Origin of the sequence: Bartonella grahamii subsp. shimonis (assembly GCF_036327415.1) — a bacterium.
Lineage (GTDB): Bacteria > Pseudomonadota > Alphaproteobacteria > Rhizobiales > Rhizobiaceae > Bartonella > Bartonella shimonis.
In genome coordinates, this window is the sequence record NZ_CP123961.1 from 1,007,304 (window position 1) to 1,032,405 (window position 25,102).

At 37.2% G+C, this 25,102-nt stretch carries 17 protein-coding genes; 8 read left to right on the plus strand and 9 right to left on the minus strand.

Annotated features, from left to right (window positions below):
• The first annotated feature begins 53 nt into the window (after positions 1-53).
• Together QHG57_RS04485 and QHG57_RS04490 are read left to right on the plus strand one after the other, a co-directional pair.
• A complete protein-coding gene (locus QHG57_RS04485) occupies positions 54-2,999 on the plus strand; it encodes a bifunctional [glutamine synthetase] adenylyltransferase/[glutamine synthetase]-adenylyl-L-tyrosine phosphorylase (RefSeq protein ID WP_330167293.1) in 2,946 nt (981 codons plus the stop codon).
• A 700-nt stretch (positions 3,000-3,699) separates the two neighbouring features.
• Entirely contained in the window at positions 3,700-4,524 is an 825-nt protein-coding gene (locus QHG57_RS04490) for an outer membrane protein (protein WP_330169553.1), read from the plus strand.
• A 1,391-nt stretch (positions 4,525-5,915) separates the two neighbouring features.
• Here the strand turns inward: QHG57_RS04490 and QHG57_RS04495 are convergent.
• The 5 genes from QHG57_RS04495 to QHG57_RS04515 form a co-directional block, all read right to left on the minus strand.
• Entirely contained in the window at positions 5,916-6,800 is an 885-nt protein-coding gene (locus QHG57_RS04495) for a metallophosphoesterase family protein (RefSeq protein ID WP_330169554.1), read from the minus strand.
• Between the two features lie 830 nt (positions 6,801-7,630).
• Positions 7,631-9,727, minus strand: coding sequence for a glutamine amidotransferase (locus QHG57_RS04500; RefSeq protein ID WP_330169555.1), 2,097 nt, complete (start codon positions 9,725-9,727; stop codon positions 7,631-7,633).
• Positions 9,724-12,528, minus strand: coding sequence for a DUF4159 domain-containing protein (locus QHG57_RS04505; protein WP_330167297.1), 2,805 nt, complete (start codon positions 12,526-12,528; stop codon positions 9,724-9,726). The genes QHG57_RS04500 and QHG57_RS04505 overlap by 4 nt, the downstream gene beginning before the upstream one ends.
• Positions 12,525-13,436, minus strand: coding sequence for a DUF58 domain-containing protein (locus QHG57_RS04510; RefSeq protein WP_330169556.1), 912 nt, complete (start codon positions 13,434-13,436; stop codon positions 12,525-12,527). Before QHG57_RS04510 ends, QHG57_RS04505 begins: the two co-directional genes overlap by 4 nt.
• A complete protein-coding gene (locus tag QHG57_RS04515; protein ID WP_330169557.1) occupies positions 13,437-14,468 on the minus strand; it encodes an AAA family ATPase in 1,032 nt (343 codons plus the stop codon). It lies immediately after the preceding gene.
• Positions 14,469-14,714: 246 nt separating this feature from the next.
• Between QHG57_RS04515 and QHG57_RS04520 the strand changes: the two genes are divergently transcribed.
• Complete coding sequence (locus QHG57_RS04520; protein WP_330169558.1) at positions 14,715-15,968, plus strand: CCA tRNA nucleotidyltransferase; 1,254 nt, start codon at positions 14,715-14,717, stop codon at positions 15,966-15,968.
• Between the two features lie 589 nt (positions 15,969-16,557).
• Here QHG57_RS04520 and QHG57_RS04525 read toward each other — a convergent pair.
• Complete coding sequence (locus QHG57_RS04525; protein WP_330168810.1) at positions 16,558-17,034, minus strand: tRNA (cytidine(34)-2'-O)-methyltransferase; 477 nt, start codon at positions 17,032-17,034, stop codon at positions 16,558-16,560.
• Between the two features lie 693 nt (positions 17,035-17,727).
• Between QHG57_RS04525 and petA the strand changes: the two genes are divergently transcribed.
• The 4 genes from petA to QHG57_RS04545 all read left to right on the plus strand — a co-directional run bounded on the left by petA (position 17,728) and on the right by QHG57_RS04545 (position 20,978).
• A complete protein-coding gene (gene petA, locus QHG57_RS04530) occupies positions 17,728-18,276 on the plus strand; it encodes a ubiquinol-cytochrome c reductase iron-sulfur subunit (protein WP_330167301.1) in 549 nt (182 codons plus the stop codon).
• Positions 18,277-18,280: 4 nt separating this feature from the next.
• Positions 18,281-19,537: a cytochrome b gene (locus QHG57_RS04535; protein ID WP_330167302.1), complete on the plus strand. Its 1,257-nt coding sequence runs from the start codon at positions 18,281-18,283 to the stop codon at positions 19,535-19,537.
• Complete coding sequence (locus tag QHG57_RS04540; protein ID WP_330169559.1) at positions 19,531-20,427, plus strand: cytochrome c1; 897 nt, start codon at positions 19,531-19,533, stop codon at positions 20,425-20,427. The genes QHG57_RS04535 and QHG57_RS04540 overlap by 7 nt, the downstream gene beginning before the upstream one ends.
• A 110-nt stretch (positions 20,428-20,537) precedes the next feature.
• Positions 20,538-20,978, plus strand: coding sequence for a PRC-barrel domain-containing protein (locus tag QHG57_RS04545; protein ID WP_330167304.1), 441 nt, complete (start codon positions 20,538-20,540; stop codon positions 20,976-20,978).
• Between the two features lie 158 nt (positions 20,979-21,136).
• On the opposite strand, the gene ychF is transcribed toward QHG57_RS04545, so the two are convergent.
• On the minus strand, positions 21,137-22,240 hold the full coding sequence (ychF, locus tag QHG57_RS04550) for a redox-regulated ATPase YchF (protein ID WP_330169560.1): 1,104 nt from the start codon (positions 22,238-22,240) through the stop codon (positions 21,137-21,139).
• A 266-nt stretch (positions 22,241-22,506) separates the two neighbouring features.
• Here ychF and QHG57_RS04555 point away from each other — a divergent pair, with 266 nt between their 5' ends.
• A complete protein-coding gene (locus QHG57_RS04555; protein ID WP_330167306.1) occupies positions 22,507-23,250 on the plus strand; it encodes a L,D-transpeptidase in 744 nt (247 codons plus the stop codon).
• Positions 23,251-23,611: 361 nt separating this feature from the next.
• On the opposite strand, the gene pth is transcribed toward QHG57_RS04555, so the two are convergent.
• Together pth and QHG57_RS04565 are read right to left on the minus strand one after the other, a co-directional pair.
• On the minus strand, positions 23,612-24,193 hold the full coding sequence (pth, locus tag QHG57_RS04560; RefSeq protein WP_330167307.1) for an aminoacyl-tRNA hydrolase: 582 nt from the start codon (positions 24,191-24,193) through the stop codon (positions 23,612-23,614).
• Between the two features lie 77 nt (positions 24,194-24,270).
• Positions 24,271-24,900: a 50S ribosomal protein L25/general stress protein Ctc gene (locus QHG57_RS04565; protein WP_330167308.1), complete on the minus strand. Its 630-nt coding sequence runs from the start codon at positions 24,898-24,900 to the stop codon at positions 24,271-24,273.
• Positions 24,901-25,102 lie beyond the last annotated feature (202 nt).

Genomic DNA, 25,102 nt, shown 5'->3' on the forward strand with positions numbered 1-25,102 from the left:
TTTCATACATAGCGACTATTTTAAAAATATAAAGCAATAGAAAGGAAGGCAAAATGCTTTTCAAGGGAGCGCAGACGAAACAAGCTTTTTTAAAAACACAGCTTCTCCCTTTATGTCCTCTCGATAAAAGTGGTTTCCAATGGTTAAAAGACATGGAAGAACAAGCAAGGAAAGAAGGTTTAGGATCGCTTGTTTCCCTTATTTCAGAGAGTGGAACGCAGATTGAATTTATCAGTTCGGTTATGACCTTATCTCCTTTTTTGCGTGAGGTTTTAATTGCCAATCCATCATATCTTAGTGCTTTATTAAATGTTGATATAGAAACAAGGCTGAGCGAAATTATAGATGATATTACGGCTATTGATAAGGATGAATCTATAAATGAAATTTCATTGATGGCTGCTTTAAGGCGCAAAAAACGAGAAGCGCATGTTCTTATTGCTTTAGCTGATTTAAGTGGGGTTTTTACTTACGAAGTTTCATGTGCTTGGTTGACACGTTTAGGCGAAGCAGCATTAAGTGTAGCGCTGCGCTTTCTATTAAGAGAAGCACATGATCATGGTAAGATCAATTTATTAAGCCGTGAGAATCCAGAAAAAGACTGTGGTTTAATTATTTTAGGGATGGGAAAATTAGGAGCAGGGGAACTTAATTATTCTTCTGATATTGATCTTATTGTTTTCATTGATGAAACATCACCCCATATTGGTAATCTTTCTGAAAGTGTTGACATATTTTCTAAAATGGTACGCCGATTAATCCGTATCATTCAAGAACGCACAGCGGAAGGATATGTTTTTCGTCTTGATTTTCGGCTTCGTCCAGATCCAGGATCAACCCCTTTGGCTTTACCAGTAAGGACTGCCTTGCGGTATTACGAAGGGCGTGGGCAAAATTGGGAACGAGCAGCCATGATTAAAGCACGTCCAGTTGCTGGCGATAAGAAGGCAGGTTTTAATTTTCTTAAAGAGCTTTTTCCCTATGTATGGCGGAAATATTTAGATTACGCTGCTATTGCTGATATTCATTCGATCAAACGTCAAATTCATGCGCATAAAAATTACGGTCAAATTGCAGCTTATGGACATAATATAAAGTTAGGTCGTGGTGGTATTCGTGAGATTGAGTTTTTTGTTCAGACACAACAGCTCATTGCTGGTGGGCGTTTTCCTCAATTACGTGGACGTCAGACAGTTGCAATGTTAGCAGAACTTCACACGCTTGGTTGGATTAGTGAGAAAACGAGAAATAGCCTTATAAAAAGTTATGCTTTTCTTCGAAATGTGGAACATCGTATTCAGATGCTTTTCGATGAACAAACACATCTTCTTCCAAATGATATTGCTCAATTCACGAGTGTTGCCTATTTAATGGGTTATCAAGACAGTAGCAGTTTTATCCATGATTTATTAAAAACACTTCAGGTTGTTGAAAAACATTATGCAGCACTATTTGAGAATGAGAAAGAACTTGGTTTAGAAATTGGTAATTTAGTTTTTACAGGTGAAGAAGATGATCCGGAGACATTAATAACGTTAAGTCGTTTAGGCTTTGAAAGAGCAAGTGATATTTGTCGTATTATGCGCACTCTCCATTGTGGTCGTTATAAAGCAACGCAATCAGCCGAAGCACGCGAGAGGTTAACGGAATTAACACCAGCTCTTTTGAAAGCTTTTGGTGGGACAAAACGAGCTGATGAGGCGATGTTGCGTTTTGATAGTTTTTTACAGGGCTTGCCTTCAGGAATTCAGCTTTTTAGCCTTTTGCAGTCTAATCCCTCTCTTTTGGATATGCTTGTCCTTATTATGGGTGCTGCTCCACGTCTTGCAGAAATTATTACACGAAGATCCCATGTTTTTGATGGAATGTTAGATCCGAATATTCTTTCAGAATTACCAACAAAAACGTATTTAGAAAAACGGCTTGAATATTTTCTTGAAAATATTCTTCCCTATGAGGAAATTCTCGATCATTTAAGAATTTTTGCAGATGAACAGCGTTTTTTGATTGGTATTCGAATTTTGAATGGTGCAATTACAGGAGAAAGAGCGGGTTTTGCTTTTACTGCGCTTGCTGATCTTATGATTACAAAAACATTTGCTGCCGTTCAAGAGGAATTTTCTCGTCTTCATGGTCGTGTTAAAGGGGGGCGTGTTGGCATATTGGGTATGGGGAAGCTTGGAAGTCACGAATTAACGGCAGATTCCGATGTTGACCTCGTTTTTCTTTATGAACACGATGATGATGCAGAAATATCTGATGGAGAAAAGCCTCTTTATATCTCTCAATATTATACGCGTTTAGCACAGCGCCTCGTTTCTGCTTTATCCACTCTTACAAGCCAGGGTGTTCTTTATGTCGTTGATTTAAGGTTACGGCCGTTAGGCAATAAAGGACCTGTTGCTGTTTCTTTTCCATTTTTTAAAAAGTATTATCGCCAAGAAGCATGGATATGGGAATATCTTGCTTTAACAAGGGCTCGAGGCATTGCAGGAGATCCTGATTTTTTACAAAAGCTAGAAAATGAAGTGTGTGCAATTATTGCTATTTCTCGTGATAAGAAGGAAGTTGCAAAAGAAGTATGTGAAATGCGTTCCTTGATTGCAAAAGAAAAGCCGCCAAAAAATCAATGGGATTTAAAAACGATGTCTGGTGGCATTATGGATTTGGAGTTTATTGCTCAATTTTCTCTTATTACGCATATCATTGAGTTTCAAATTGGAGCGACGACAGTGGATATTTTAGATCACTTACCAAACAGTTTTCTTAATCAGTCATGTATTGCTGATTTACGTTATGCCTATCGTCTTTATACAAATTTGAGTCAAATTATACGGCTTTGCTTAAATGATTCTCTTAATCCCAATGATATGCCACTTGGATTAAGTGACCTTTTGTTAAATAGTGTTGGGGAACCTGATTTGCTTCGTGTTGAAAAATTAATTGTAGAAACTGGGAAATTGGTCTGTTCAGTTTTTACAAAAATCATGAAACATTAAAATAATTCTATAAGAATAATAAAAATTATTAATTCCATTTTTATATATTAATTTTTGTCTTTTATTTCATTATACGCTTGAGAGGGCTAGAGTAAAGTTCTCTACTGGTTTCTCAATTATGATGAAAAAAATTTCTCTGTTAAATGTGCCATTCTAAGTGTCATTCTTTACACAAAAAGCGATGAGTGATTAGTTTAGTGAATGATATACTTTATGAACCTTATCTCATGTGTATGATAAAAGCATATTGGTCATTTATTAAGCAGTAGTATATCAGATACATTTATGAATTAAGAGATATTCAACACAAGAATATATGCAAGAATGTTTTTATCGTACAGATTTATATAAAAACTTATAGAGATTATGTCTTATTACACTTAATACCAAAATACTGAAATCAATATGATAAAAAGCTTTATTGATTACATATCTCATTTTTTCAAAAAAGTGACATTATAATTATTTATATAATTCTGAATAATAATGATTAGTATGAAGCTATAAAAGCTAGTATGAATAATTAATAGAATATAAAGCATATTTAAATTTTTCATATATTATTTATTAAAACTACGTTTATTTTTAAATAGAAAATTTATTTTTTTGTAACTGTGTCATTTTTGCTATAGATTTTTAAAAAAACTGTGAAATGATTTACTATTATTTATGTATCACATTAGCTTTTAGGGGAGCAATTATGATTAATAAGTATTTAGTCTCAACATCTATCTTTTCTTTAATTTCAATTTCTGTAGTACAGGCGGCGAATATCGTTACTCCTGAACGGCCTGTTCCTGTTGTTGCAGTTCCTTCTTTTTCTTGGACAGGATTTTATCTTGGAGGACAGATTGGTAACTTTTCAGGTAAAACAACTGCAAGTTTTTTTAAAGCTGAGACAGGGATATGGAATCCAATTGGAAAGGAGGATTTACCTAAACTTTCTGGTTTTATGGGGGGAGTTTATGCAGGTTCCAATATTGATATCGATAATGCTTTTATTATAGGGATTGATACGGATATTATGTGGTCTGGTAAAAAGGATTCGAAAGATATCAATCTACCGAAAAAAAGTCCAACTGAAGAAACACTACAACTTACAGAAGAAAAAAGTCTAACAAGAGATTTGCATGAGAATGGTTCAACAACGCATATTAAGGCTATACGTCATACTTTAAAACAAAAATGGTCCGGTGCTACACGGGTGAAAATTGGTTTTGCGATTGAGCGTATGATGCCATATATTTCTGGAGGGATTGTTTATACGCAGCTTCAGAATGTTTTTGCGACAGTAACTGATAGCAAAAATAGAGCCGTTGATCTTTCTGATTGGTTGCATGATGAAAAAAAGACCATGATTGGTTATACCCTTGGAGGGGGGGTTGATTTTGCAATGACTGATAATGTTATTGTGCGTGCAGAATATCGTTATTCAGATTTTGGCAAAAAGAAGTTCATACATGATAAATTTGAAATGGGCTACAAAACAAACGATTTTCGCGTAGGTGTAGCTTATAAATTTTAATTTTTTGCAGAATGAAAAAATTTAAAAGTCTCATTTTCGCATGAGGCTTTTATTTTTAGATAGGTGCTGGAGGATATCTTTTACTCAGAGGGGCTAGTATTCTATTTGGACAATAGTTTGATTTAAAAATATAAATTACTGTTTTTCATGTGCAATGAGAATTTCGAATATTGTAAAATTCTCTCATTTCAAACCTATTCCACGTTGAAACAATCAAAACCATGTCTTTTGCACGTCAAAAGCAGAGAGATCCGTAAGTATAAAAACATTAAAGAAAGAATAAAAATGCCTCTTATAAACCATCTCAAGTGCTAAAGACGATTGCTACATTGGGAGGAAAAGTGTGAGATAGTACGAACTTTTCATAAACGTAAAAATGGTGCTGATGGATTTATCATTACACCATTCTTTATCATCAAATCATTCATAGGGGGCGCGAAATGGGTTTGGATAGCAAAAAGATATGCTTTTTTAAAACAAGCGTGTGAATTGGCAAGCCAATGGTGTTATGTTGTATTGAAAGACCTCTCATACAATTAACTTTTCTGTTTAAAGCGCATAAAATTACATCCACAAGATAACTCAATAATCATAAAAATTAATATTATAATTTTTATGATTATTGGGTATTTTGTGCTTTATTATAGATAATAATACATAGTAATATAATAATTATTAAAGAGTATTATAAAGGATTTATAGAAAAAAATGGATAGAAAATTAGGAATTTATCGAACATAAAAACATTATTACCTATATCTATTATTGAAATAGAATCTATTATTTTTTATAAATTTTTCATATATTCGATAATAACAGTTGCGTATAATAGTAGGGGATCATTTCAAATCTATTTACCATAAATAAATCAACATCATTTGTTATGAATTACAAGGGGGATGGGTTATTGAAATTATATGTTTAGTTATTATTGGACTTTTTATCATCATTGATATTTGAGTATAGAAGCTAAATGAGTTTCTTTATTATCCTCTAAAATACATTAAGCGGTATGAGGATTTTGCGTATGAGATCTTTTGGGGGAGTGAGTGATGAAGTGCAAAGCAGGATTTGTTTGTAGAACTTTGTGAAGTAAATCATATACGCAATTAGCAGGTGGAACCCGCGTGAAAAGAATCCGGATTATTTATAGATCAGATAGGGTAGAAATTTTTATCCTTTAGGACGAGAAGGAAGTAAACCGATGAGTTTGTAAAGCCAGTCACATAAGTGGGGAACAGATGGAGAACTCTGAAAGAAATTGATCTATCGACAAAGAAGGTGAAACTTTGTCTTGTTAAGATAAAGAGGGCAATAAAATTATGATTTATGAAAGGGATATGAAGTAAAAATATTTTCGTTTTTTGTTGTTTTGGCAACTGTGGAAGTGTTTAAAGATTAATTGTTTCAGTACATGCGATCTCGTTTTGGGTGTTGATAATGCTATAACGTTGCAACTGGCAGTGCCATTGATTTTGTAAGCGTTCAATGGAAAATAAGTTAAAGCCCGCGGGTGGTTTTTTATCACCAAAAGCTTGTGATGCGGAAGGAACACCAACAATAGGAATTTTTTTAATTGGTCCTTCAATGTAATTCAATGTGGGTAAATGAGTATGTCCGTGAAGAATAAGTTCGCAACCGTGATATTTGATAACGTCTAGAAAACGTTTTATATCCCGTAGTTTTTTATGCCAAGACGTTGCCTTGGGAAAGGGGGGGTGGTGTATCATGACGATACGAAAAAGGTTGCGCTGTGCTGCTTCCTTTAAAAAGAGCGGTAAAGTTTGCGCTTGCATTTTACCAAAATAACCAGAAGCTTGAAAAGGTGGCGTCGCGATGGCTGAAGAAGCTACTATGATAGCAACATTTTCGCGAATGCGCATATAAGGAAAGGTGCTTTTTTGAGGAACGTCACCTGTGATCCAAGGTTTAAAAAGAGTACATGCTTTTTGGAAAGCACCGCGGACATAGGCATCATGATTTCCAAATGTTAAGGAAATATCTTGAGGTTGTCCTAAGTTAAGTAGCCAACGCCGTGCTTGTTCAAATTCTTTATCTAGAGCAAGATTCACAAGATCACCAGAGATCACGAGATGATCTGGTTTTTTTTTGTTCAAGGCATCTATTAAAGTTTCTAGGACATTTGCCGCCATTTGACTTTTACGTTTTTTTTGCCAATTCAGATAACCGGTAAGACGCTTTCCAGAAAGTTCAAAAAGGGAAGGTTGCGGGAGAGGGGAAAGATGTACATCCGATATATGGGCAAGATAAAACATAAAAGCTCGTAGAGTATTAAAAACGATTTAAAAAATAAACATAAGATAAGTTGATACTTAAAGGCAAGAAGGATTGTAAAACGAAAAAAGACGGCATAATACAACATATCATTCTTGGTAACCAATATGTATTTTGTATGATGGGATAAATTTTAAAATGATGGTCATAAAGTTTTAAAACTTTTAAATAGTTTTTATACGACCATACATTATTATAAAAAAATTAATTATTCAGTGTAAAATGCAAAAGAATGTGTTGTATTTATCAGGAATTTTTACGGTTTTGCGCTGCCATGTATTGCTTTTAATGGGAGATTTTTTCACGCAAAACTAGAACGCTTCAAGAGGAGTATTCCAAATAAAATATCATTGTGTTGTATATTCACATATTTGTTTTGAAGAGGTATTTCCCAGTGCGCTTGATCCCATTTCACGAAAGCGCTCAATCCTATAAAAAGTCTCGTTTAGGCTTATTATGCGCCACCATCTTTGCATTTATACAAGGTGCAAAGCAAAACAATCGTACCATTTCCTCCCAATTTTGTGAAAATCCTTGCTTTAAGAGGATTCATAAGAGGTACTTCATTCTCTTCTTCAATGGTTTTTATTTATACAGGACCTCTTTTAATGGTGTGCAAGAGAGTGATTTTAATTGATTTAATATGGAAAGTATTACAAAGAAGAAGAATCCTACAGGGAATAATGACTCAATATGAAAATAATGATAAACTATCATTATAGATCGATATTTTTATCTAATTGTAAAAGACAAGAAAATACACAAAAAGATAGGCTGAATTTTAAAACTATTATATGAAATTTCATATTTTTCAACGGCTTTCACGATACCACATGCTACTCAACAGTAAAAGGCAAGCAAGCAGTGCCAAGAAACCAGAAAATATCGAAAAATAAAAAGTATTAATTAAACGGGTTTCTGTCGCTTCTTTCAGAACAATTGAATGTGCTGGGGAAGAAGACGGGCGTATTTTTGATTGAATCAGCTTGAATGGAGGAAGATGAAAGTTGTCTTTTCCATCAGGGTGTAACCGTCCGATGTATCCACCGGTGTGCTTAATAATGGGGGTTAGTTTTTCTTGTGTTGAAATTAAGTCCAACAACTCAATATTATCGAGCATCCCTACAGAAGAAAGTATTGTTAAATCGCCATTTTTAATGGTAAAAACCCCTGTTTCATCAGTGGTCACAGTTGCGCTGAAGAGACCTTCTTGCTCTTTGGTGAGAGTGATATGTTCTTTTTTTCCAGAGGGAAAGGTTATTTCAGCGGGATCTGGATGGTCTTTTAGAGTTTGGCGGCGAATTGTTAAATGATGATGGTTGCTGGTTGCACTTAATTTTTCTTCCTCAAGTTCTGGTTCTTTCATGAGCCAATGGGCAATACGACGATAAAGAGCTGCATAAGGACCGCCGCCTTCGAAACCTCGTGCCCAAAGCCAACTTTCATCAGAGAGCAACATGCCTACACGTCCTTTATCAACATGCGAGAGAAGTAAAAGTGGTTGTTCATCGGCTCCTTTCATGAGGGCGATTCCGTTATTTATGTTTTGAATAGCAATTTGTCGCAACCATTGGCCCCATTGAGAAGCTGGAAGGTTAAGTGTTGCAAGGCCCCTTGTGACAGGATGGCGCTTCCCTTCTTTGGTTAATGTGGGACGAAAAGGCTTTTCAATAATAGTTCCATTGGGCAATGCCGGTAGAATGCTTATTAAAGGTGTTTTCGCAAGTGAGTTGTTTTGGGTAAATTCAGGTCCTGTTACCATCAGCAATGCGCCCCCTTTTTGTACATATTGGGCGATATAATCATAATAGATTAAGGGTAGAGCAGCAGAGTGCTGGTAGCCATCAAGGATGATGAGATCAAAGTTATTAATCTCTTCAACAAAGAGTTTCCTTGTGGGAAAGACCACCAAGGATAATTGGCTTAAGGGCGTATTATCTGCTTTGGTGGGAGGACGTAAAATAGTAAAATGAACAAGATCAATATTAGAGTCACCTTTCAAAAGGTCTCGCCATGTCCGTTCTCCATTATAAGGAGCACCTGAAATAAGAAGAACGCGTAAATTTTCTCTGATTCCTTCAATGATTGTTATGGCGCGGTTGTTTTCAAAGCTTAGTTCATCTTTGTAAGGTTCAGTTATCACTTGGATAATATTTTTTTCAGCATGAGGAAGGGTAATTTCGGTTTGAAAAATTACGCCAGGAGTCACAGAATAATGGCCAATGTCTTGTCCATTGACGCTTAGTGTAATATTTGCTTTCTGTGGTATTGTTTCTTGGGAGGCTCCTTTATCTTCTACCAAAATGGAGAGCGTTTGTGGTTTGTTGACAAGGGCAAAGCGTGGAGGAGAAATAAACTTGATTTGGCGATCAAATTCATTTGAGTGTCCTGTAATCAGAGCATTGAGAGGGGCTTCATGATGAAGATCTGATAGGTCAGGAATGTCATGCACTTGTCCATCGGTGATAAAAATGGTTCCTGCATAACGAGAGAGCGGTACATCAGATATTGCTTGTCTTAAAGCATCAAACAAATTCGTTGAGGGCGCATACTGATTATCAGCAAGTTTTCCAGCTTCAATAAAGCGTGGTTCAAATTGTGGATAATGTGCCAATGCTTGAGTTAATTGCGCGCGCGCTTCATCACTGTCGTTTGTACGTGTTCCAAATGTTTGGCTTTTGCTGCGGTCAATGACAATTCCTACTGTGCTTTTCAGTGGTTCGCGCTGTTCTTTTATGATCATTGGATTGAGCAAAGCAAGGATGAGGGCGCTTAATGCTATCAGACGAAATAAAGAAGCTTGACGTTGCGCAACAAGACCAACAACGACAAAAAGAATCGATATTCCGCTTAACAGCAGAATCCAAAAGAGTGGTAAAAAAGGCTGAAAAGTAAAAAATGGGATCATTGCCTTCTTTCTCTTTTAAAGCGTTCCAAGAGCGCTGGAACATGAACTTGGTCCGCTTTATAGTTTCCTGTAAGAACATAAAGGACAATATTTAAACCTGCACGAAATGCCCATAGACGTTGCATTGGATCATTGGGAACAAGGGGATATTTCCATGTCCCTTTTTCATCGATGGCCCAAGCACCGGCAAAGTTATTGGCGGTGATGAGAAGAGAACTTACATTATCACCGCTGGCAAGAGAGTTTTTATTTTTTTTGTTCGTTGATGAGGATTCAACCCATAAAGGTGAACCATTGTAGAGACCAGGAAAACCTGGCATAATATAAAAGGAACGAGCAACAACATGATCCGTTGATGCGGGCTCAATGGAGGGAATGTTTAACTCTTTTAAGATGGTTCGTAATCTTTGCGTTTCTGGAGTGGCATCTCCTTCAAGATTCAGATTGCTCTTCATTTGATCGCGCGTGTCAAATAAAATGGTTCCCCCATGTTTCATAAAATTATTTATTTTTTCAAGGCTTTTGGGGGTTGGTGTAGGACTCTTAACATCAATGGGCCAGTAAATAAGAGGATAAAAGGAGAGTTCATCTTTATCGAGATCAAGTGCCGTAACAGAGCCGGGGGTAAGCATTGTGCGTTCTGCGATAAATCGGCTTAAGGCTTCTAAACCACTTTTACTCGTTGTATCAATTTCATGATTATTGGTTATAACATAGGCAAGATGTGTTGCACCAGCAGCTTGTACACTATCATGATGATTTTCTGTCGTTTGTGCATGAAGCGTTGGATCATATGAAAACAAGGCAATAAAACTTATAAAAGGGAGGAGAAACATATTACGTCGTTTCATGAAAGAAAAAATATCTCCCATCCATAAAATGAGAAAATTGTCAAAGGCGAATAATAAGATGGCTAATCCTAAAAGTGGACCGATAAGATTTTTTTCTTTTGTATCGTAAGATAAAGGGCTTTTATTAAGAGACGTTGACAATGATGATTGTTTTATCAAGTGCGACGAATGAGTTAAGAGATTGATTGCATAAAAATCGTTTTTGATACCATAAAGTCCTGGGGGAGTATGATAGGAAGGAGAAGGAAGGGATGGATTCTGAGAGTCAAAGACCACTGGAACAACATCAGAGGGCGGTACTTGTAATTGTCCGTTAGCGGCTATGGTTCGCCACGGTTTTTGTACCATTGTTCTTTTTTCTCTGTGTGTTAGGTTGGTGTTTTCGTTAGACCCTAATGTGATTAGTTTTTGCAACATTTGTGCAAAAAAGCCAGAAAGAGGAAGATTAGACCATGTTGGGTCAGGAGCAACATGAATGAGAATGAGGGTTCCTTTACCACGTTTTGCTGCGGTAATAAGAGGGGTTCCATCCGAAAGGCTAAGCCACGTTTTTTCAAAAAGATCTGGGGTTGGTTCTGCGAGGATTTGGCGCGAGACAGTGACATCTTCTGGAAAAGGAAGATCAAAGAAAAAGCTATTTTTTGCAAAAGGGGCAAGTTTTTGTGGTTTCGTCCAAGACATAATACTTCCAAGGAAACGTTGACCTTGACGCAGCGGTATCGGAAGGAGACTATCATAATGTTCTGCACTACTGAGTTTTTCTCCTGCAAAGCGGATGAGTGTTCCCCCTTTATTCACAAAGTCAGAAAGTTTTTTTTCTGCTTTTTCAGGCATGTTAACCATGTCGCTCATAATGAAAACAGATGGATTTTGTTTAAGCAAATAATCAATATCCGTTGAAAGTTCTCTTCCACCGGCTGTTATAATCTGTGTATATCCCTGTAATGCTTTGATAATGTAATAAAATGGAGAAAGTAAAGGCTGTGCCATTTCATTGGTATCGGGTGATAGAAGAGCAACACGGCTTATCCTGTTATGGCTATCTACCAAGAAGGTTGCAGCAGCATGGTTTTGATTATTCATTTTTATCCAAGCGATATCATTGCGTAGTTCAAGTGGTACATCAAAAGGAACAAGAGCTGTTGTTTCTCCTTCAGAAAAACTTTTCGTAAATTGACCAAGAAGTTGATTGTTTGAATCGTAGAGGTTGAGTGTAGCGGAAGTTTTGCCGTGTGTTGTTGAGCGGATAATACGCGCGACCATGCTTCCATCGTTATTTCCTACGGATGTTATGCCGATTAAATCGGAAATATCAGCCAAATACCATAAGAATTTTTCAGGTTTTAATTCTTCAAGCAAAGCAAAAGTTTTCTCATCTTCATTTGTTTGTAATCCATCACTTAAATAAGCAATATCAAGAGGTTTTCCTTTGGTTATTTTTCTGAGTTTTTTTAAGACATGCACACGGTTGACAGGCCAAGGACGCGGTTGCAAATGCATTAAATGCTGTTTTATAATCTTGGCTGGTTGGGGCTCTATATTGGAGATATCATTTTCAGCCGTTGCAACAAGATAAATATTTTTTTGCTGTTTTTCTGCCTGTGTAAGGAGCATTTCAGCGATAGAGATACGCTTTTTCCATTCTTTTACAGAAGCCCAACCATTATCAATAATGAGTGCAAGGGGTTGAGATCCGGAAAAGCTGATTGGTTTTTGATTCCACGTAGGGCGTGCTAAAGCTATGATAACAAGTGCCGCTATGGTTAAACGCAACAAGAGCAACCACCAAGGTGTATGTTTTGCTGTTTCTTGCTGATGAGTTGGTTTGGGTAAGAAGCGTAATGGAGGAAAAAGCTCTTTACGTGGAGATGGAGGAGTTATCCGCAACAGCCACCAAATGACCGGTAGGAACAAAAGCCCTAGTAACAGAAAGGGAGACGCAAAACTCAAAGTGTCCTCCTTTTTTGCAATGGAGAGCTGCCCATTGTATTTGCAAGATGCAAAATGGTCTTTGTTAAAGGTTGATCCGTTGTACTAACGTGATAAGACCATCCTTGGTGTGCGCAAAAATTTGCCAATTCTTGTCGCCTTGCGTGATATAGTTTACAATAGCTCTCACGAAGATCTTCTGCTTTTGTGGAAACATGTTTCTCTTTCGTTTCAGGATCAAAAAATTCTGTGTGACCTACGTAGGGAAAGCTTTCTTCTGCGGGATCAGAAATTTCAATTAAATGAGCTGTCACCTGTTTTGTAGTCAAAACGGTTAAATGTTGGATGATTTTTTCAGGATAGTCGAGAAAATCACTCATTATAATGACATGTGAAAAGCGTGTAATCGTTGAAAAATCCGGAAATAAATTTTCATCTGAATGATTTTCTAAAGCAAAGGCTATTCGTTCTACGACATTGGATGTCATTGTGGGGGACATTAAGTTGGGAATAGCAATATGTTCGCCACTGCGTGCAAGAAGTGATGCCAGGGTAAGGGTAAGAATAATGGCATGATTACCTTTAGAGATTTTAGAAAAGCGCGAACAGTAATGCATTGATGCACTCTGATCGAGACAGAGCCAAACGATTTGTGTCATTTGCCATTCGTGTTCGCGGAGATACGTATTTTCATCACGCGCTGAGCGACGCCAATCAATGCGGGTAATGGATTCTCCTTCAACATAGGGACGAAATTGCCAAAAGTTTTCCCCATTACCGCGTTTACGTTGTCCATGCCATCCGGTCATCAGTGTATTAGCGATACGATGCGCTTGTAAAAGGAAACATGGCATTTTGCCAGTATCCTTATGCAGCTCCTTTGCCAGCAACAATGGAGGCTTTTGTAAAACTTTTTTGCCAATAGCCATTCAAAGGGCCTCTTTCACGAGGTTATTGATAATATCTTTTACGGTTATATCTTCAGCACGGGCAGAAAAATTAAGAGCCATGCGGTGTTGTAATACGGGATAGGCCAATGCTTCAATATCATCAAGTGAGGGGGCTAAGCGTCCGTAATAAAGAGCACGGGCGCGAACACAAAGTGAAAGGGCTTGAGATGCCCGTGGACCAGGTCCCCAAGAAACATAAGTATTCGCAAGGTTATTGTCTTTATGAGGGCGAGTTGAGCGGACAATTTTTAAAATAGCTTCGATCACATTTTCTGAAAGAGGCATTTTGCGAACGATATTTTGAATTTTTTGCAATTTTTTGGCGGATAAAATTGGTTTTGCATTTGATTTCTTTTCTTTTGTTGTTTCTAAAATGATCCGTCGCTCTGTTGTGAGGTCAGGATAGTCAATATCGATTTGCATCAAAAAGCGATCCAGTTGTGCTTCAGGAAGTGGATAGGTTCCTTCTTGTTCGAGAGGATTTTGCGTTGCAAGAACATGAAAAGGTTGTGGCAAATCATAACGGTTACCTGCAACAGTAACATGATATTCTTGCATAGCTTGTAAAAGGGCTGACTGTGTCCGTGGAGAAGCACGATTGATTTCATCGGCCATGAGAAGTTGCGTGAAAATAGGGCCTTGAATGTATCGAAAAGAACGCTTACCGTCTTTATCGGAATCCATAATTTCAGAACCAATAATATCCGATGGCATTAAGTCAGGAGTAAATTGGATGCGTTTTTCATCAAGTCCCAAGACTGTTCCCAATGTTTCAACAAGACGTGTTTTTGCAAGTCCTGGAGCACCGACAAGAAGGGCGTGACCACCAGCAAAAATAGCGATTAAAGCATATTCGATCACCTGACTTTGCCCAAAAATAACTTTGTCAATTTCTTGTTGTAAAATATCCAATTCTTTGTGTGCCGTATCAATATCATCAATAATGACTTGAGCTTCATGATTGATATTGACCTTTTTTACAGAATTGGATGATGGATCATGTTGACTCATATTTCTTCCTTAAGGCGTTTGTCGCAAAATGGTAATTTTCTCTGCATGAAAATGGATATCCTATTGTTTGTAACAGAAAATGAGAAGAAAAGAAGTATCATATGCCGTTTTTTTTCATATTCGTATATAAAAGAGAAAAGTTCTTTGGAAGGAATAGACGTGCTTTATAAGGGATGTCTTAAAAACTTTGTTTTATGAAGAGAGTTCTTTAAAGCAATGAAGACAACTTTTTTGAAAGGTTAAAGGGTGAATATAAAACAGGACTTCAAACAGGTTGCGTGGTTACAACAAAGTGATATCCAAACGCTTCTTCGTGTTTTATCTTTGGAGGGGGAAGAGGCGCGTATTGTAGGGGGAGCAGTGCGCAATCAACTGCTAGGGCAGCCTATTAGTGATATTGATATTGCAACAACTTGTTTGCCGCAACAGGTTATTGCACGTGTAGAAGAAGCAGGATTTAAGGCTATTCCTACAGGGATTGCTTTTGGTACAATAACAGTAGTTTCTCATTCATGTTCTTATGAGGTTACAACGCTTCGCTGCGATATTGAAACAGATGGTCGTCATGCCAAAGTGGCATTTGGTCGTGATTGGAAAAAAGATGCTGAACGGCGGGATTTTACGATAAATGCGCTTTATTGTGATGCTGCTGGCAATCTTTATGATGATGTGGGAGGTTTGAGTGATATTGCTAGCCGAACAGTTCGTTTTATTGGCGTTGCAGAAGATCGTATTTGCGAAGATTATTTGCGTATTTTACGTTTTTTTCGCTTTTTTGCGTGGTATGGAACAGGGCGACCTGATGTGCAAGGATTGAAGGCATGTGTTCGTTTAAAACACGGTTTAAAAAAACTTTCTTCTGAACGTATTTGGGCAGAAATGAAAAAGCTTCTTGCGGCGTTTGATCCAACGCGTGCTCTTTTATGGATGCGACAAAGCAGAATTTTGGCACTCATTTTTCCTGAAACGGAACGATGGGGTATTGATGCAATTCACGCATTGGTGAAGACAGAACAGACTCTTGGTTGGGAAGTTGATCCATTGTTACGGCTGGAAAGCCTTCTTCCTCCTGACCCCATACGTCTTCATGAAATGGCACAGCGCTTGCATTTTTCCCATAAAGAAACAACGCGATTAAAAGAATGGGCAGAGTTAGAAATAATAAACCAAAACTGTTCTGATCATTTTGTGCAAAAACTGATTTATTTTCATGGACGACAACCAGTTTTAGATCAATTATCGTTGTCTGTCGCTGCATCACATCTCGATAATCTGGAAAAAAGTGCTGCTTTGCAAAAAGCAGAGGATTATGTCAAACTTCATCAGCTTGCCCAAAAATGGCAGATTCCAACTTTTCCTATTAATGGCAACGATTTAATAAAGAAAGGTTTTGCTAAAGGTGTGCTTTTAGGAAAAAAGCTTAAAGAGTTAGAAATGATATGGGTTAAAAGCGGATTTTTAATGGATCGTCATATATTATTAGAAAAAATAGATTTATAATATTTCTGTTTATATTTTTTAAGTCAACATATTAATTTATAATAATAATTCATTATTCTTCATGGGAAACAAGAGCTCCGAATATTGTAAGGTTATTTCAAACCTGTTTATATTACATCCATCAAAATTATTGCCTTACACAGTCACAAGTAGGGGAAATCGTGTGAGGAAAAGTGATTACAGGGAGGAAAAAAGTCTCTTATAAACCATTTCAAAGATAAGGATTCTCGAAAGTGAGAATCGATAAAGAGAATAATGATAGCGGTTTGCACCTTGTATGAGCATAAAGAGGGGGCAATGGATTTTTACTATGAGGAGTATTTAATCATTTATAGGTTGTGATATGAAATGGATGTGATGGGCACTAAGAAATGTTTATTTTATTAGCACTTGATTGTTGGAAAATGATAGGCGTTATACGCTCTAACTATTCTTTATATGTTGTATATTGTTTTTCGTGATAATTTATGGGTTTTTATAGGCATTCTGTAAGTTATTCCAAAAGTATTATTGAACTTTATGCGCTTTTTTAAATTATTTTATGTATTTTTATCGTTTTATTAAATATTTTAATGGAATTCTTGTGTTTTTATAGAGTACAGTTTCTTTCATGATAACCAATTTGGCGTAATGCTTCTCCTGTTGTTATGGCTACGCTCATGGCGAGATTTAGAGAGCGTGCCTGTGGTTGCATGGGAATTTTCAATGTGTAATCGGCTGCTTCATGAACATAATCGGGAACGCCAGCTGTTTCACGACCAAAAAGTAAAACATCATTTTTTTGATAGCATATCTGCGTATAGCATGTTTTTGCTTTTGTACTTAAAAGCAACAGACGGCGGTTAAAGTGTTTCATGGAGCTTATAAAATGTTGCCAATCAATGTGTCGTTCTAAGGAAGCATATTCGAGATAATCCAGTCCTGCGCGTTTGAGATTACGATCCGACAGATTAAAGCCTGTGGGTTCAATAATATGCACATGTAAACCAAAACAGGCGCTAAGACGTAAAATCGTGCCAGTGTTACCTGCAATATCAGGTTGGAAAAGAGCTATATGAAGTGTCATGTTCTCTGTAATATGATTTTTCTTTCGTCTTTGTAAAGAAGCGCCATAATTTATTCGAAAAATATGCTTGAGAAATACATGTTTTTTACGTTTAATTTTTATTCACTTTAAATTTCAGAGAAAAAGGTATGTACACAGGCGTGTTTGGGATAATAGAGAATCTCCCTCTATTAGGGACTTCCTTTTATTGAGCGATACATGAAATGGATTGACTCATTATGTTGAAAAGAGGGATATTTAATGAGGTTAGATCATCCATTTTAATTAAAATCAACAAAATATGCTTTTTATGCAAAAGCAGAAGCAGAAAAAATACTCATTCAAGCAGTTGGAATTGAGGGGGGGAGAGATGCTCTAAATGTGTTAAAGAAATAACCGATAACCTCAACTTATTTACTGAGATCTGGTCATAACAAGACTATCTATCTTTCGTTAGGAGTGTTTATTTACACGCTATCTTTGTTTTTCACAGACGGGGGAGTAATTTTGATTGATTAATATGAATAGGTTTGAAATGAAAGAAACTCACGGTGTTTCAGGATTTCATTCACTCTGTAAAACAAATTATCATTATAAAACAGTTTTTTACGGGGATGTTTTTATGGTTGAGGCAACTGAGTGATCAAGCATTGTACAATGGGAGAGGGTATGGTAAAAGAATGCTTTAGCAAAGTGTCTCTTTAAGTTAAGTCAATGGGTGAGCAAACGAGGCGGGATTTTCTGTTTTTGGTAACAGCTGTTGCAGGAGCAGTTGGAATGGGAGCGGTTGCGTGGCCTTTTATCCGTCAGTTGCGTCCAGATGAAGCTGTTTTGGCATCTTCCTCTGTTGAGGTTGATCTTTCTGGTATTGAAGAGGGGATGTCGGTGACGGTAAAGTGGCGAGGGCAGCCTGTTGTTATTCGAAATCGTACGACAAAAGAAATTGCTGATGCGCGCGCTACTGAATTGAGTCTTCTAAAAGATCGTCAAGCGCGCAATCCTAATCTTGAAGGTGAAAAAGAAGCAACAGATTTTGCGCGTTCAGCAGGTAAAGGACGTGAAAATTGGCTTATTGTTATTAATCTTTGTACGCATCTAGGCTGCGTAACACTTGGGCAATCGGGTAAATTTGGAGGATGGTTGTGTCCCTGTCATGGGTCTGTTTATGATACCGCTGGAAGAGTGCGGTCAGGCCCAGCTAACTATAATTTGGCTATCCCACCTTACCAATTTCTTTCTGATACTTTGCTCAAAATAGGATAAGGTCATGACAAGGTTTCCTCCTTATTGTCCTAAAAATTCTCTTGCCCGTTGGCTTGATAAGCGTTTTCCTCTTCCTCGTTTTTTTTATAATACATTTGTGATTTTTCCTGTTCCACGTAATCTTAATTACTTTTACACATTTGGCGGTATTTTGACCATTATGCTTTTATCACAGCTCTTGACTGGTATTGTCTTGGCTATGCATTATGTTCCAGATATTCATTTGGCTTTTGAAACTAGTGAACGATTTCGACGTGAAGGGCAGTTTGGTTGGCTTTTTCGTCCATGGCACTGTGTAGGCTCTTCGTTTTTTTTTATTGCTGTTTATATCCATTTGGCACGTGGACTTTATTATGGTTCTTATAAAAATATGCGAGAAATGGTGTGGGTTACAGGTATTTTTATTTATATCATCATGATGGCAATAGCGTTTTTTGGTTATGTGCTTGTTTGGGGGATGATGTCTATTTCAGCGGCTTCAGTGATTGCAGGGCTTTTAAAAACGATACCTTTGGTGGGGTCCTGGTTGCATGAGACCCTTCTGGGTGGTTATGGCGTAGGCCAACCAACGTTGAATCGTTTTTATGTTTTCCATTATGTTTTATCATTTGTTTTGCTTCTTTTTGTAGGGCTGCATATTTGGGCAATCCATTGTGTTGGACAAGGTAATCCAACGGGTCTTGCTATACAATCAGATAAGGAAACGGTTCCATTTTCGCCTTATGCACTTATCAAAGATATTTTTTCTATTACTGTTTTTCTAATCTTCTTTGCCTGGTTTTTGTTTTATATGCCCGATTATATGGGGCAGGCTGAAAATTATAGTGTGGCAGATCCTTTAAAGGCACCTCTTCGTGTGGTTCCAGAATGGTATTTTTTGCCTTTTTATGCGATGCTGCGTGCTATAACTTTTGATATTGGTATTTTTCCTTCAACTTTTGTGGGCTTTGTTTTATTCGTCAGTTCGATTTGCGTTTTAATTTTTGTGCCATGGTTAGACCGCTCTAAAATATGTTCAGCAAGATATCGACCTATTTATAAAATTTTCTTTTGGGCGTTGGTTATTGATGTGGTTTTTCTTGGTTGGTTAGGTACAAAAGAAATAAATGACAAAATTCTTTTATGGACTCAATTGGCTACGGTTTATTATTTTATATTCTTTTTGGTTATTTTGCCGACTTTACCAGCGTTTGAAAAAAGTCGTTCTCTTCCTTCTTCAATTATGCAAGATTTGAAACAGAAAAAAAAGAGACTATGGTAAATGTTTTTGTCGGACTGGTTTTTATCGTTGCTATGAGCTTTTCTGCTCAGAGTTTAGCAAGTGATGCCTCTGATCAGGAGGAGAAAATTATTTCTTTTCCTTTACGGATTCCTAAAAAACAAGAATGGAGTTTTTCAGGGCCATTTGGGCTTTATGATAAGGCGCAATTGAGGCGTGGACTAAAGGTTTATAAACAAGTTTGTTCCAGCTGCCATGGGCTAAAATATGTGGCTTTTCGCAATTTAAAAGCTCTTGGGTATGATCAAGAACAGATTAAAGCTTTGGCGGGGCAATATGAAGTGCGCGATGGTCCTAATCGAGAAGGAAAATTTTTTAAACGTGCTGGGGGTGCAACGGATTATTTTCCTTCTCCCTTTGCATATGAAGAAGAAGCAAGATTTATTTTGAATGGGGCTTATCCTCCAGATTTGTCATTGATGGCACGTGCACGTGGTGTATCTTTGCCGTTTCCTGCTTTAATTACTGATGTATTGAATCATTATGATACAGCTGGTCCAGATTATATTACAGCTCTTTTAACAGGATATCAGAAGGCACCGAAGGAGATAAAAATTGCGGATGGTTATTGGTATAATCCTTATTTTATTGCCGGTAATTCTTTAACTATGGCTCCTCCTTTGAGTGATGGTATGGTTGCTTATGAAGATGGCACCCCAGAAATCATTGAACATTACGCGCGCGATGTTTCTGCTTTTTTGATGTGGGCTGCCGATCCTCATATGGAAATTCGTAAAAAAACCGGTTTTCGTGTTATTTTATTCTTAATCATTTTTGCGGGGCTTGTTTATATTTTAAAAAATCGTATTTGGTGTAGTTTAGAAGAAGAGGTAGAGAAAGAAACAAAAGAAGAAATAAAGGGAAAATGGTAGAGCAATAAGGCTTGAAAGAGTATAGAGTATAAAGAGTATAAGGAACAAATCTGTTTATGATGCATTGAGGTTTTATAAAGTAAAAGCAAAGTAAAAACGGAGATGTTAAAATGAAAAAAATTGTATGTACTACTATTATGTCAATTTTGATGGTTTCTAGTACTTACGCTCAGTCTTTTGAAGTGCCTTCAAAACCTGACATAATCTCTTCGACGGGTATTGTACAGGTGGGGATAGATAACTCTGTGCGTTATGTAACACCTTTAGCAACGGATTTTGTTGCTTCCAGCCTTATAGGCGCCAATGTATACAATATAGAAGATGAAAATATTGGTGAAGTAAAAGATATTATTTTACGTGAAAATAATATTGCAGGGTTTGTTGTTGCTGTTGGTGGTTTTCTTGGCATAGGTGAGAGTTATGTGGTCATTTCTCCAGAAACAATCCAGATGACAAATGATTATGGTAAATGGAAACTCATTATAAATGCGACAAAAGATTCTTTAAAGGACGCTCCAACATTTAAATACGAAGGGCGTTGGACACGCTAATTTTATAGTTCCATTCTTTAATGGATAAAACTGTTGCTATCATAATAATATGCTAGCAACAGTTTTTTTGTTCAAAAAACTCTTAGGAGCTTTGGCGACAAGATTCCAAGGACCTATTACAAAGCTTTCAAGATAAACTATTAAGACAGAGTGAAGATTTAAGTATTATGTTTAAATAACATGACATCGCCATCTTGCACAATGTATTCTTTTCCTTCATCGCGGGCTTTTCCTGCTTCTTTTGCACCGCTTTCTCCACCCAGAGCAATATAGTCATTGTAGCTGATGGTTTGGGCACGAATGAAACCGCGCTCAAAATCTGAGTGAATAACGCCAGCTGCTTGGGGAGCTTTTGTACCACGCGTAATTGTCCATGCTCGTGTCTCCTTAGGACCACAGGTGAAGTAAGTAATGAGATCAAGTAAACGGTAACCAGCGCGAATAAGACGATTTAAACTTGGTTCAAAGAGTCCTAGAGCATTGAGATATTCTGATGCTTCAGCATCACTCAGTTGTGTGATTTCCGCTTCGATAGAAGCAGAAATGATAATGCTTTGCGCATTTTGCTCTGTTGCCATTTTTTCAACTGTTTGGGTAAAGCTATTTCCATGAGCGGCGTCATTTTCGCTTACGTTACAAACATAGAGTACGGGCTTGGAGGTTAAAAGATTTAAACTCTTAAGAAGGTGGTGTTCATCGGAAGAGATATCTTTGAGTAATAACCGAACAGGGGTTCCCTGTTGCAGTATGTTTAATGCTTTTTCCATAATGGGTAAAATTGTGAGAGCTTCTTTGTCTTTTCCAGTTGCTCGTTTACGGATTTGTACGATTCGTCTCTCAAGACTTTCAAGATCCGCAAGCATGAGTTCGGTTTCAACCGTTGTCGCATCACAAACGGGATCAATACGTCCTTCTACGTGAGTAATATCTTCATTTTGAAAACAGCGTAAAACGTGGATAATGGCATCGACTTCGCGAATATTGGCTAAAAATTTATTTCCTAAACCTTCGCCTTTTGAAGCTCCTCGTACAAGCCCCGCAATATCGACGAAGTTAATGCGTGTAGGAATCATTTCTTTTGAACCAGCGATTGATGCAATTTTTTCCATTCGTAAATCTGGAATAGCAACTTCACCGGTATTGGGTTCAATGGTACAAAAAGGATAATTAGCAGCCTGTGCAGTGGCTGTTTTTGTTAATGCATTAAAAAGAGTTGATTTCCCAACATTAGGTAATCCGACAATACCGCATTTAAAGCCCATGAGAGTCTTTCTTTTCTTTTGATTTTATAGTCAAGATAAAGCTTCTTTATTTATAGCATGTTTTCAGAAGAGTTGTAGTCTTTGGTGTTGCGATAAGTGAGAAAAAAGTCTAAAGTAACAGATAATCTGCTTTTTACCTTAGTTCTTCTTATCTTAATGCTCTCCTTAGTCCAAGGATAAGAAAACTTCGAATTAATGTTAATAGTGTGCTAAGTTTTCCATGGTATGCAAATCTGCATAAATAATTAATCGGAGAAAATAGAAGAGTGTTATCTCGTTGTGCTTTTTTAATTGCAGCACTTTTGGCTTTGGCTGGATGTGCTACACATCAGTCAGATATGTCATCGGTTTCTTTTCAACAAGTTCGATACATTCCACCAGAAATACAGGCTTTGTACGGTCCTGTAACGAATGAGACCTATTCGTTACCTGCTGTTGATCTTGCGACAATTGATCCAAAGTTTTGGCGACAAGAAGTGATTTATTATACATCTTATGCGCCTGGAACATTGGTTATAGATACGCAAGAGTGTTTTCTTTACCTTATTGGTGAAAATGGAAAAGCTTTACGTTATGGGATTGGGGTCGGTAAGGAAGGTTTAGCATTTGAAGGTGAAGGGGTTGTACAGCGCAAGCGTCGGTGGCCAAATTGGGCTCCTACTGCTGCTATGATGGCTCGAGAACCAGAACGTTATGGTCATCTTGGGAAAGGAATGCCACCAGGACCCGATAATCCGTTGGGTGCGCGGGCACTTTATTTGTTCAAAAATGGGAAAGATACACTTTTCCGTATTCATGGTTCACACGAATCGTGGTCAATTGGGCGTGCTATTTCAAGTGGGTGTATTCGTTTGCTTAATCAAGATATTATTGATCTTTATGATCGTGTTCCCGTTGGTTCGCGTGTTGTGGTATTGCAAAACAATAGGAGTATTCCTACAGTTTATAGTCAACAATCAAATGGCTACGATCCCCTACAGTCGACCATTCAGCCAAGTGAATTTTTTTAATTTGGGGGAGAAGATTGGAGAGAGCTATTTGAGTATTTTGGTTTGCTGTTCAATCTTCTCTTTCTCTCAAAGAGAATATAAGCCTTTCTTTTTCAAAAGTGTATATAAGCTTGTATCCTTATTCTATTTTCTAACTTTTCACGTTGCCAACAGATTTTGTCTTTGAGAAAGTTTATAAGAGACGTTTTTTTCTTTTTTCAAGAGTTCTTATCCATATGCTTCACGCGACTGTGACAGGCAAACCAATGGTTTTGATTGTTTTATTATCAACAGATTTGAAATGAATCTTATGATTTTAAAAATTTTTATTCAATTTCCAAAATAATTAATTGATTATAAATCGATACATTATAGAAGGATTCTATAAAGAAGAGTTGTTTTTTATCGTTTGTGAAACTTCATTCATAAAGAGGGATTTGTCATCTTTTATAAGGAGAGCGATATTTTTTGCAATTGCCTCTAAGAGAGGGGATAACCATTCTTGATCAGATTTGGTAAAATTTCCCAGAACATGCCGATGAACAAGTTCTTTACTTCCAGGATGACCAATTCCTATACGTATACGACAATAGTCAGTACCACAATGGGCATCAATAGACTTAATACCATTATGCCCATTATTTCTTCCACCAATTTTTATACGAACTTTTCCCGGTGACAGGTCTAACTCATCATAAATTATGATCAAATTCTTCAAATCTAATTTATAAAATCGCAAAGCTTCACCGATAGCTTGACCAGAGAGGTTCATGAAAGTTTGTGGTTTTATAAGAAAAATTTTCTCATTATTTATAAAACCATTGGAGATTTCTGCTTGAAACTTCTTCGACCATGGAGAAAAAGAAAAGAACTGATAAATGGCATCAACAGCCATAAAACCAATATTATGGCGGTTATTTTGATATTGTAAACCAGGATTGCCAAGACCAGCAATAAGCCACATGTGTATCTTCAATCAAAGCTATGAGGAAAGGTAATGTCTCATAAATTAAGGCGGAAAAAATTCCCGCCTTTTGAGTTTTATGAAGTTTGCGTGTCTTCTACATCATTTTCTTGTTCAGAAGTTTCATCGCTGACATCCATGCCAGCAGGAGCTGCAATGGTTGCAATAGTAAAGTCTCGATCTTGGATGATGGGAGTAACATCTTTTGGCAGTTGCACTGCTGAAATGTGAATAGAATCACCAATAGAGTAGCTGGAGAGATCAATTTCAATAGCTTCAGGAATAGCACTTGCTGGAGCAGTACATTCAATTTCGTGCCGAACAATATTGAGGACACCACCTTTTTTAAGTCCAGGTGCTGTATCTTCATTGAGGAAGTGGACAGGAATATTCACTTCTACAACGGATTTTGCTGAAATGCGTAAGAAATCTACATGGAGGGGAAAGTCACGCACGGGATCTAATTGATAATCTTTTGGCAAGACCATAATTTTTTGCTTGTCAAGAATAATCGTTGCAATGGTGGTACGAAAGCCACCGGCGTGAATTTTGTAGAAAATTTCTTTATAGGGAACTGTTATTGCCAAGGGAGGTTGTTTTTCACCATAAATGACAGCAGGAATAAGACCGTTGCGGCGAAGTTCACGGGAGGACCCCTTACCAACCCGCTCGCGTTTTTCGGCCTTAAGAGTGTAGCTTTTGCCCATAATTTAAGTCCTTTTTACATGATTGGAGATCCTTCAAAAACAGCAATAGTTTTTGCATGGATATGAAGATATGCGCTAACCAACAGCGATCGCTCCATTCTGCGTTGCCTCCAAGGGTGTCTACGCAGAAGTTTGTTCTATAATTCAAACTATTCATAGATGCAAGAGTTGTGGGAAAAATTGATGATTTCTACCGTTAAAA

Excerpts from the sequence above, each read along its gene's own strand:
- QHG57_RS04510 (WP_330169556.1), bottom strand. The coding sequence starts at position 13,436 with ATGGCTATTGGCAAAAAAGTTTTACAAAAGCCTCCATTGTTGCTGGCA.
- ychF (WP_330169560.1), bottom strand. The coding sequence starts at position 22,240 with ATGGGCTTTAAATGCGGTATTGTCGGATTACCTAATGTTGGGAAATCA.
- petA (WP_330167301.1), top strand. The coding sequence starts at position 17,728 with ATGGGTGAGCAAACGAGGCGGGATTTTCTGTTTTTGGTAACAGCTGTT.
- QHG57_RS04565 (WP_330167308.1), bottom strand. The coding sequence starts at position 24,900 with ATGGGCAAAAGCTACACTCTTAAGGCCGAAAAACGCGAGCGGGTTGGT.
- QHG57_RS04490 (WP_330169553.1), top strand. The coding sequence starts at position 3,700 with ATGATTAATAAGTATTTAGTCTCAACATCTATCTTTTCTTTAATTTCA.
- QHG57_RS04540 (WP_330169559.1), top strand. The coding sequence starts at position 19,531 with ATGGTAAATGTTTTTGTCGGACTGGTTTTTATCGTTGCTATGAGCTTT.
- QHG57_RS04485 (WP_330167293.1), top strand. The coding sequence starts at position 54 with ATGCTTTTCAAGGGAGCGCAGACGAAACAAGCTTTTTTAAAAACACAG.
- QHG57_RS04495 (WP_330169554.1), bottom strand. The coding sequence starts at position 6,800 with ATGTTTTATCTTGCCCATATATCGGATGTACATCTTTCCCCTCTCCCG.
- pth (WP_330167307.1), bottom strand. The coding sequence starts at position 24,193 with ATGTGGCTTATTGCTGGTCTTGGCAATCCTGGTTTACAATATCAAAAT.
- QHG57_RS04515 (WP_330169557.1), bottom strand. The coding sequence starts at position 14,468 with ATGAGTCAACATGATCCATCATCCAATTCTGTAAAAAAGGTCAATATC.
- QHG57_RS04525 (WP_330168810.1), bottom strand. The coding sequence starts at position 17,034 with ATGACACTTCATATAGCTCTTTTCCAACCTGATATTGCAGGTAACACT.
- QHG57_RS04535 (WP_330167302.1), top strand. The coding sequence starts at position 18,281 with ATGACAAGGTTTCCTCCTTATTGTCCTAAAAATTCTCTTGCCCGTTGG.
- QHG57_RS04545 (WP_330167304.1), top strand. The coding sequence starts at position 20,538 with ATGAAAAAAATTGTATGTACTACTATTATGTCAATTTTGATGGTTTCT.
- QHG57_RS04500 (WP_330169555.1), bottom strand. The coding sequence starts at position 9,727 with ATGATCCCATTTTTTACTTTTCAGCCTTTTTTACCACTCTTTTGGATT.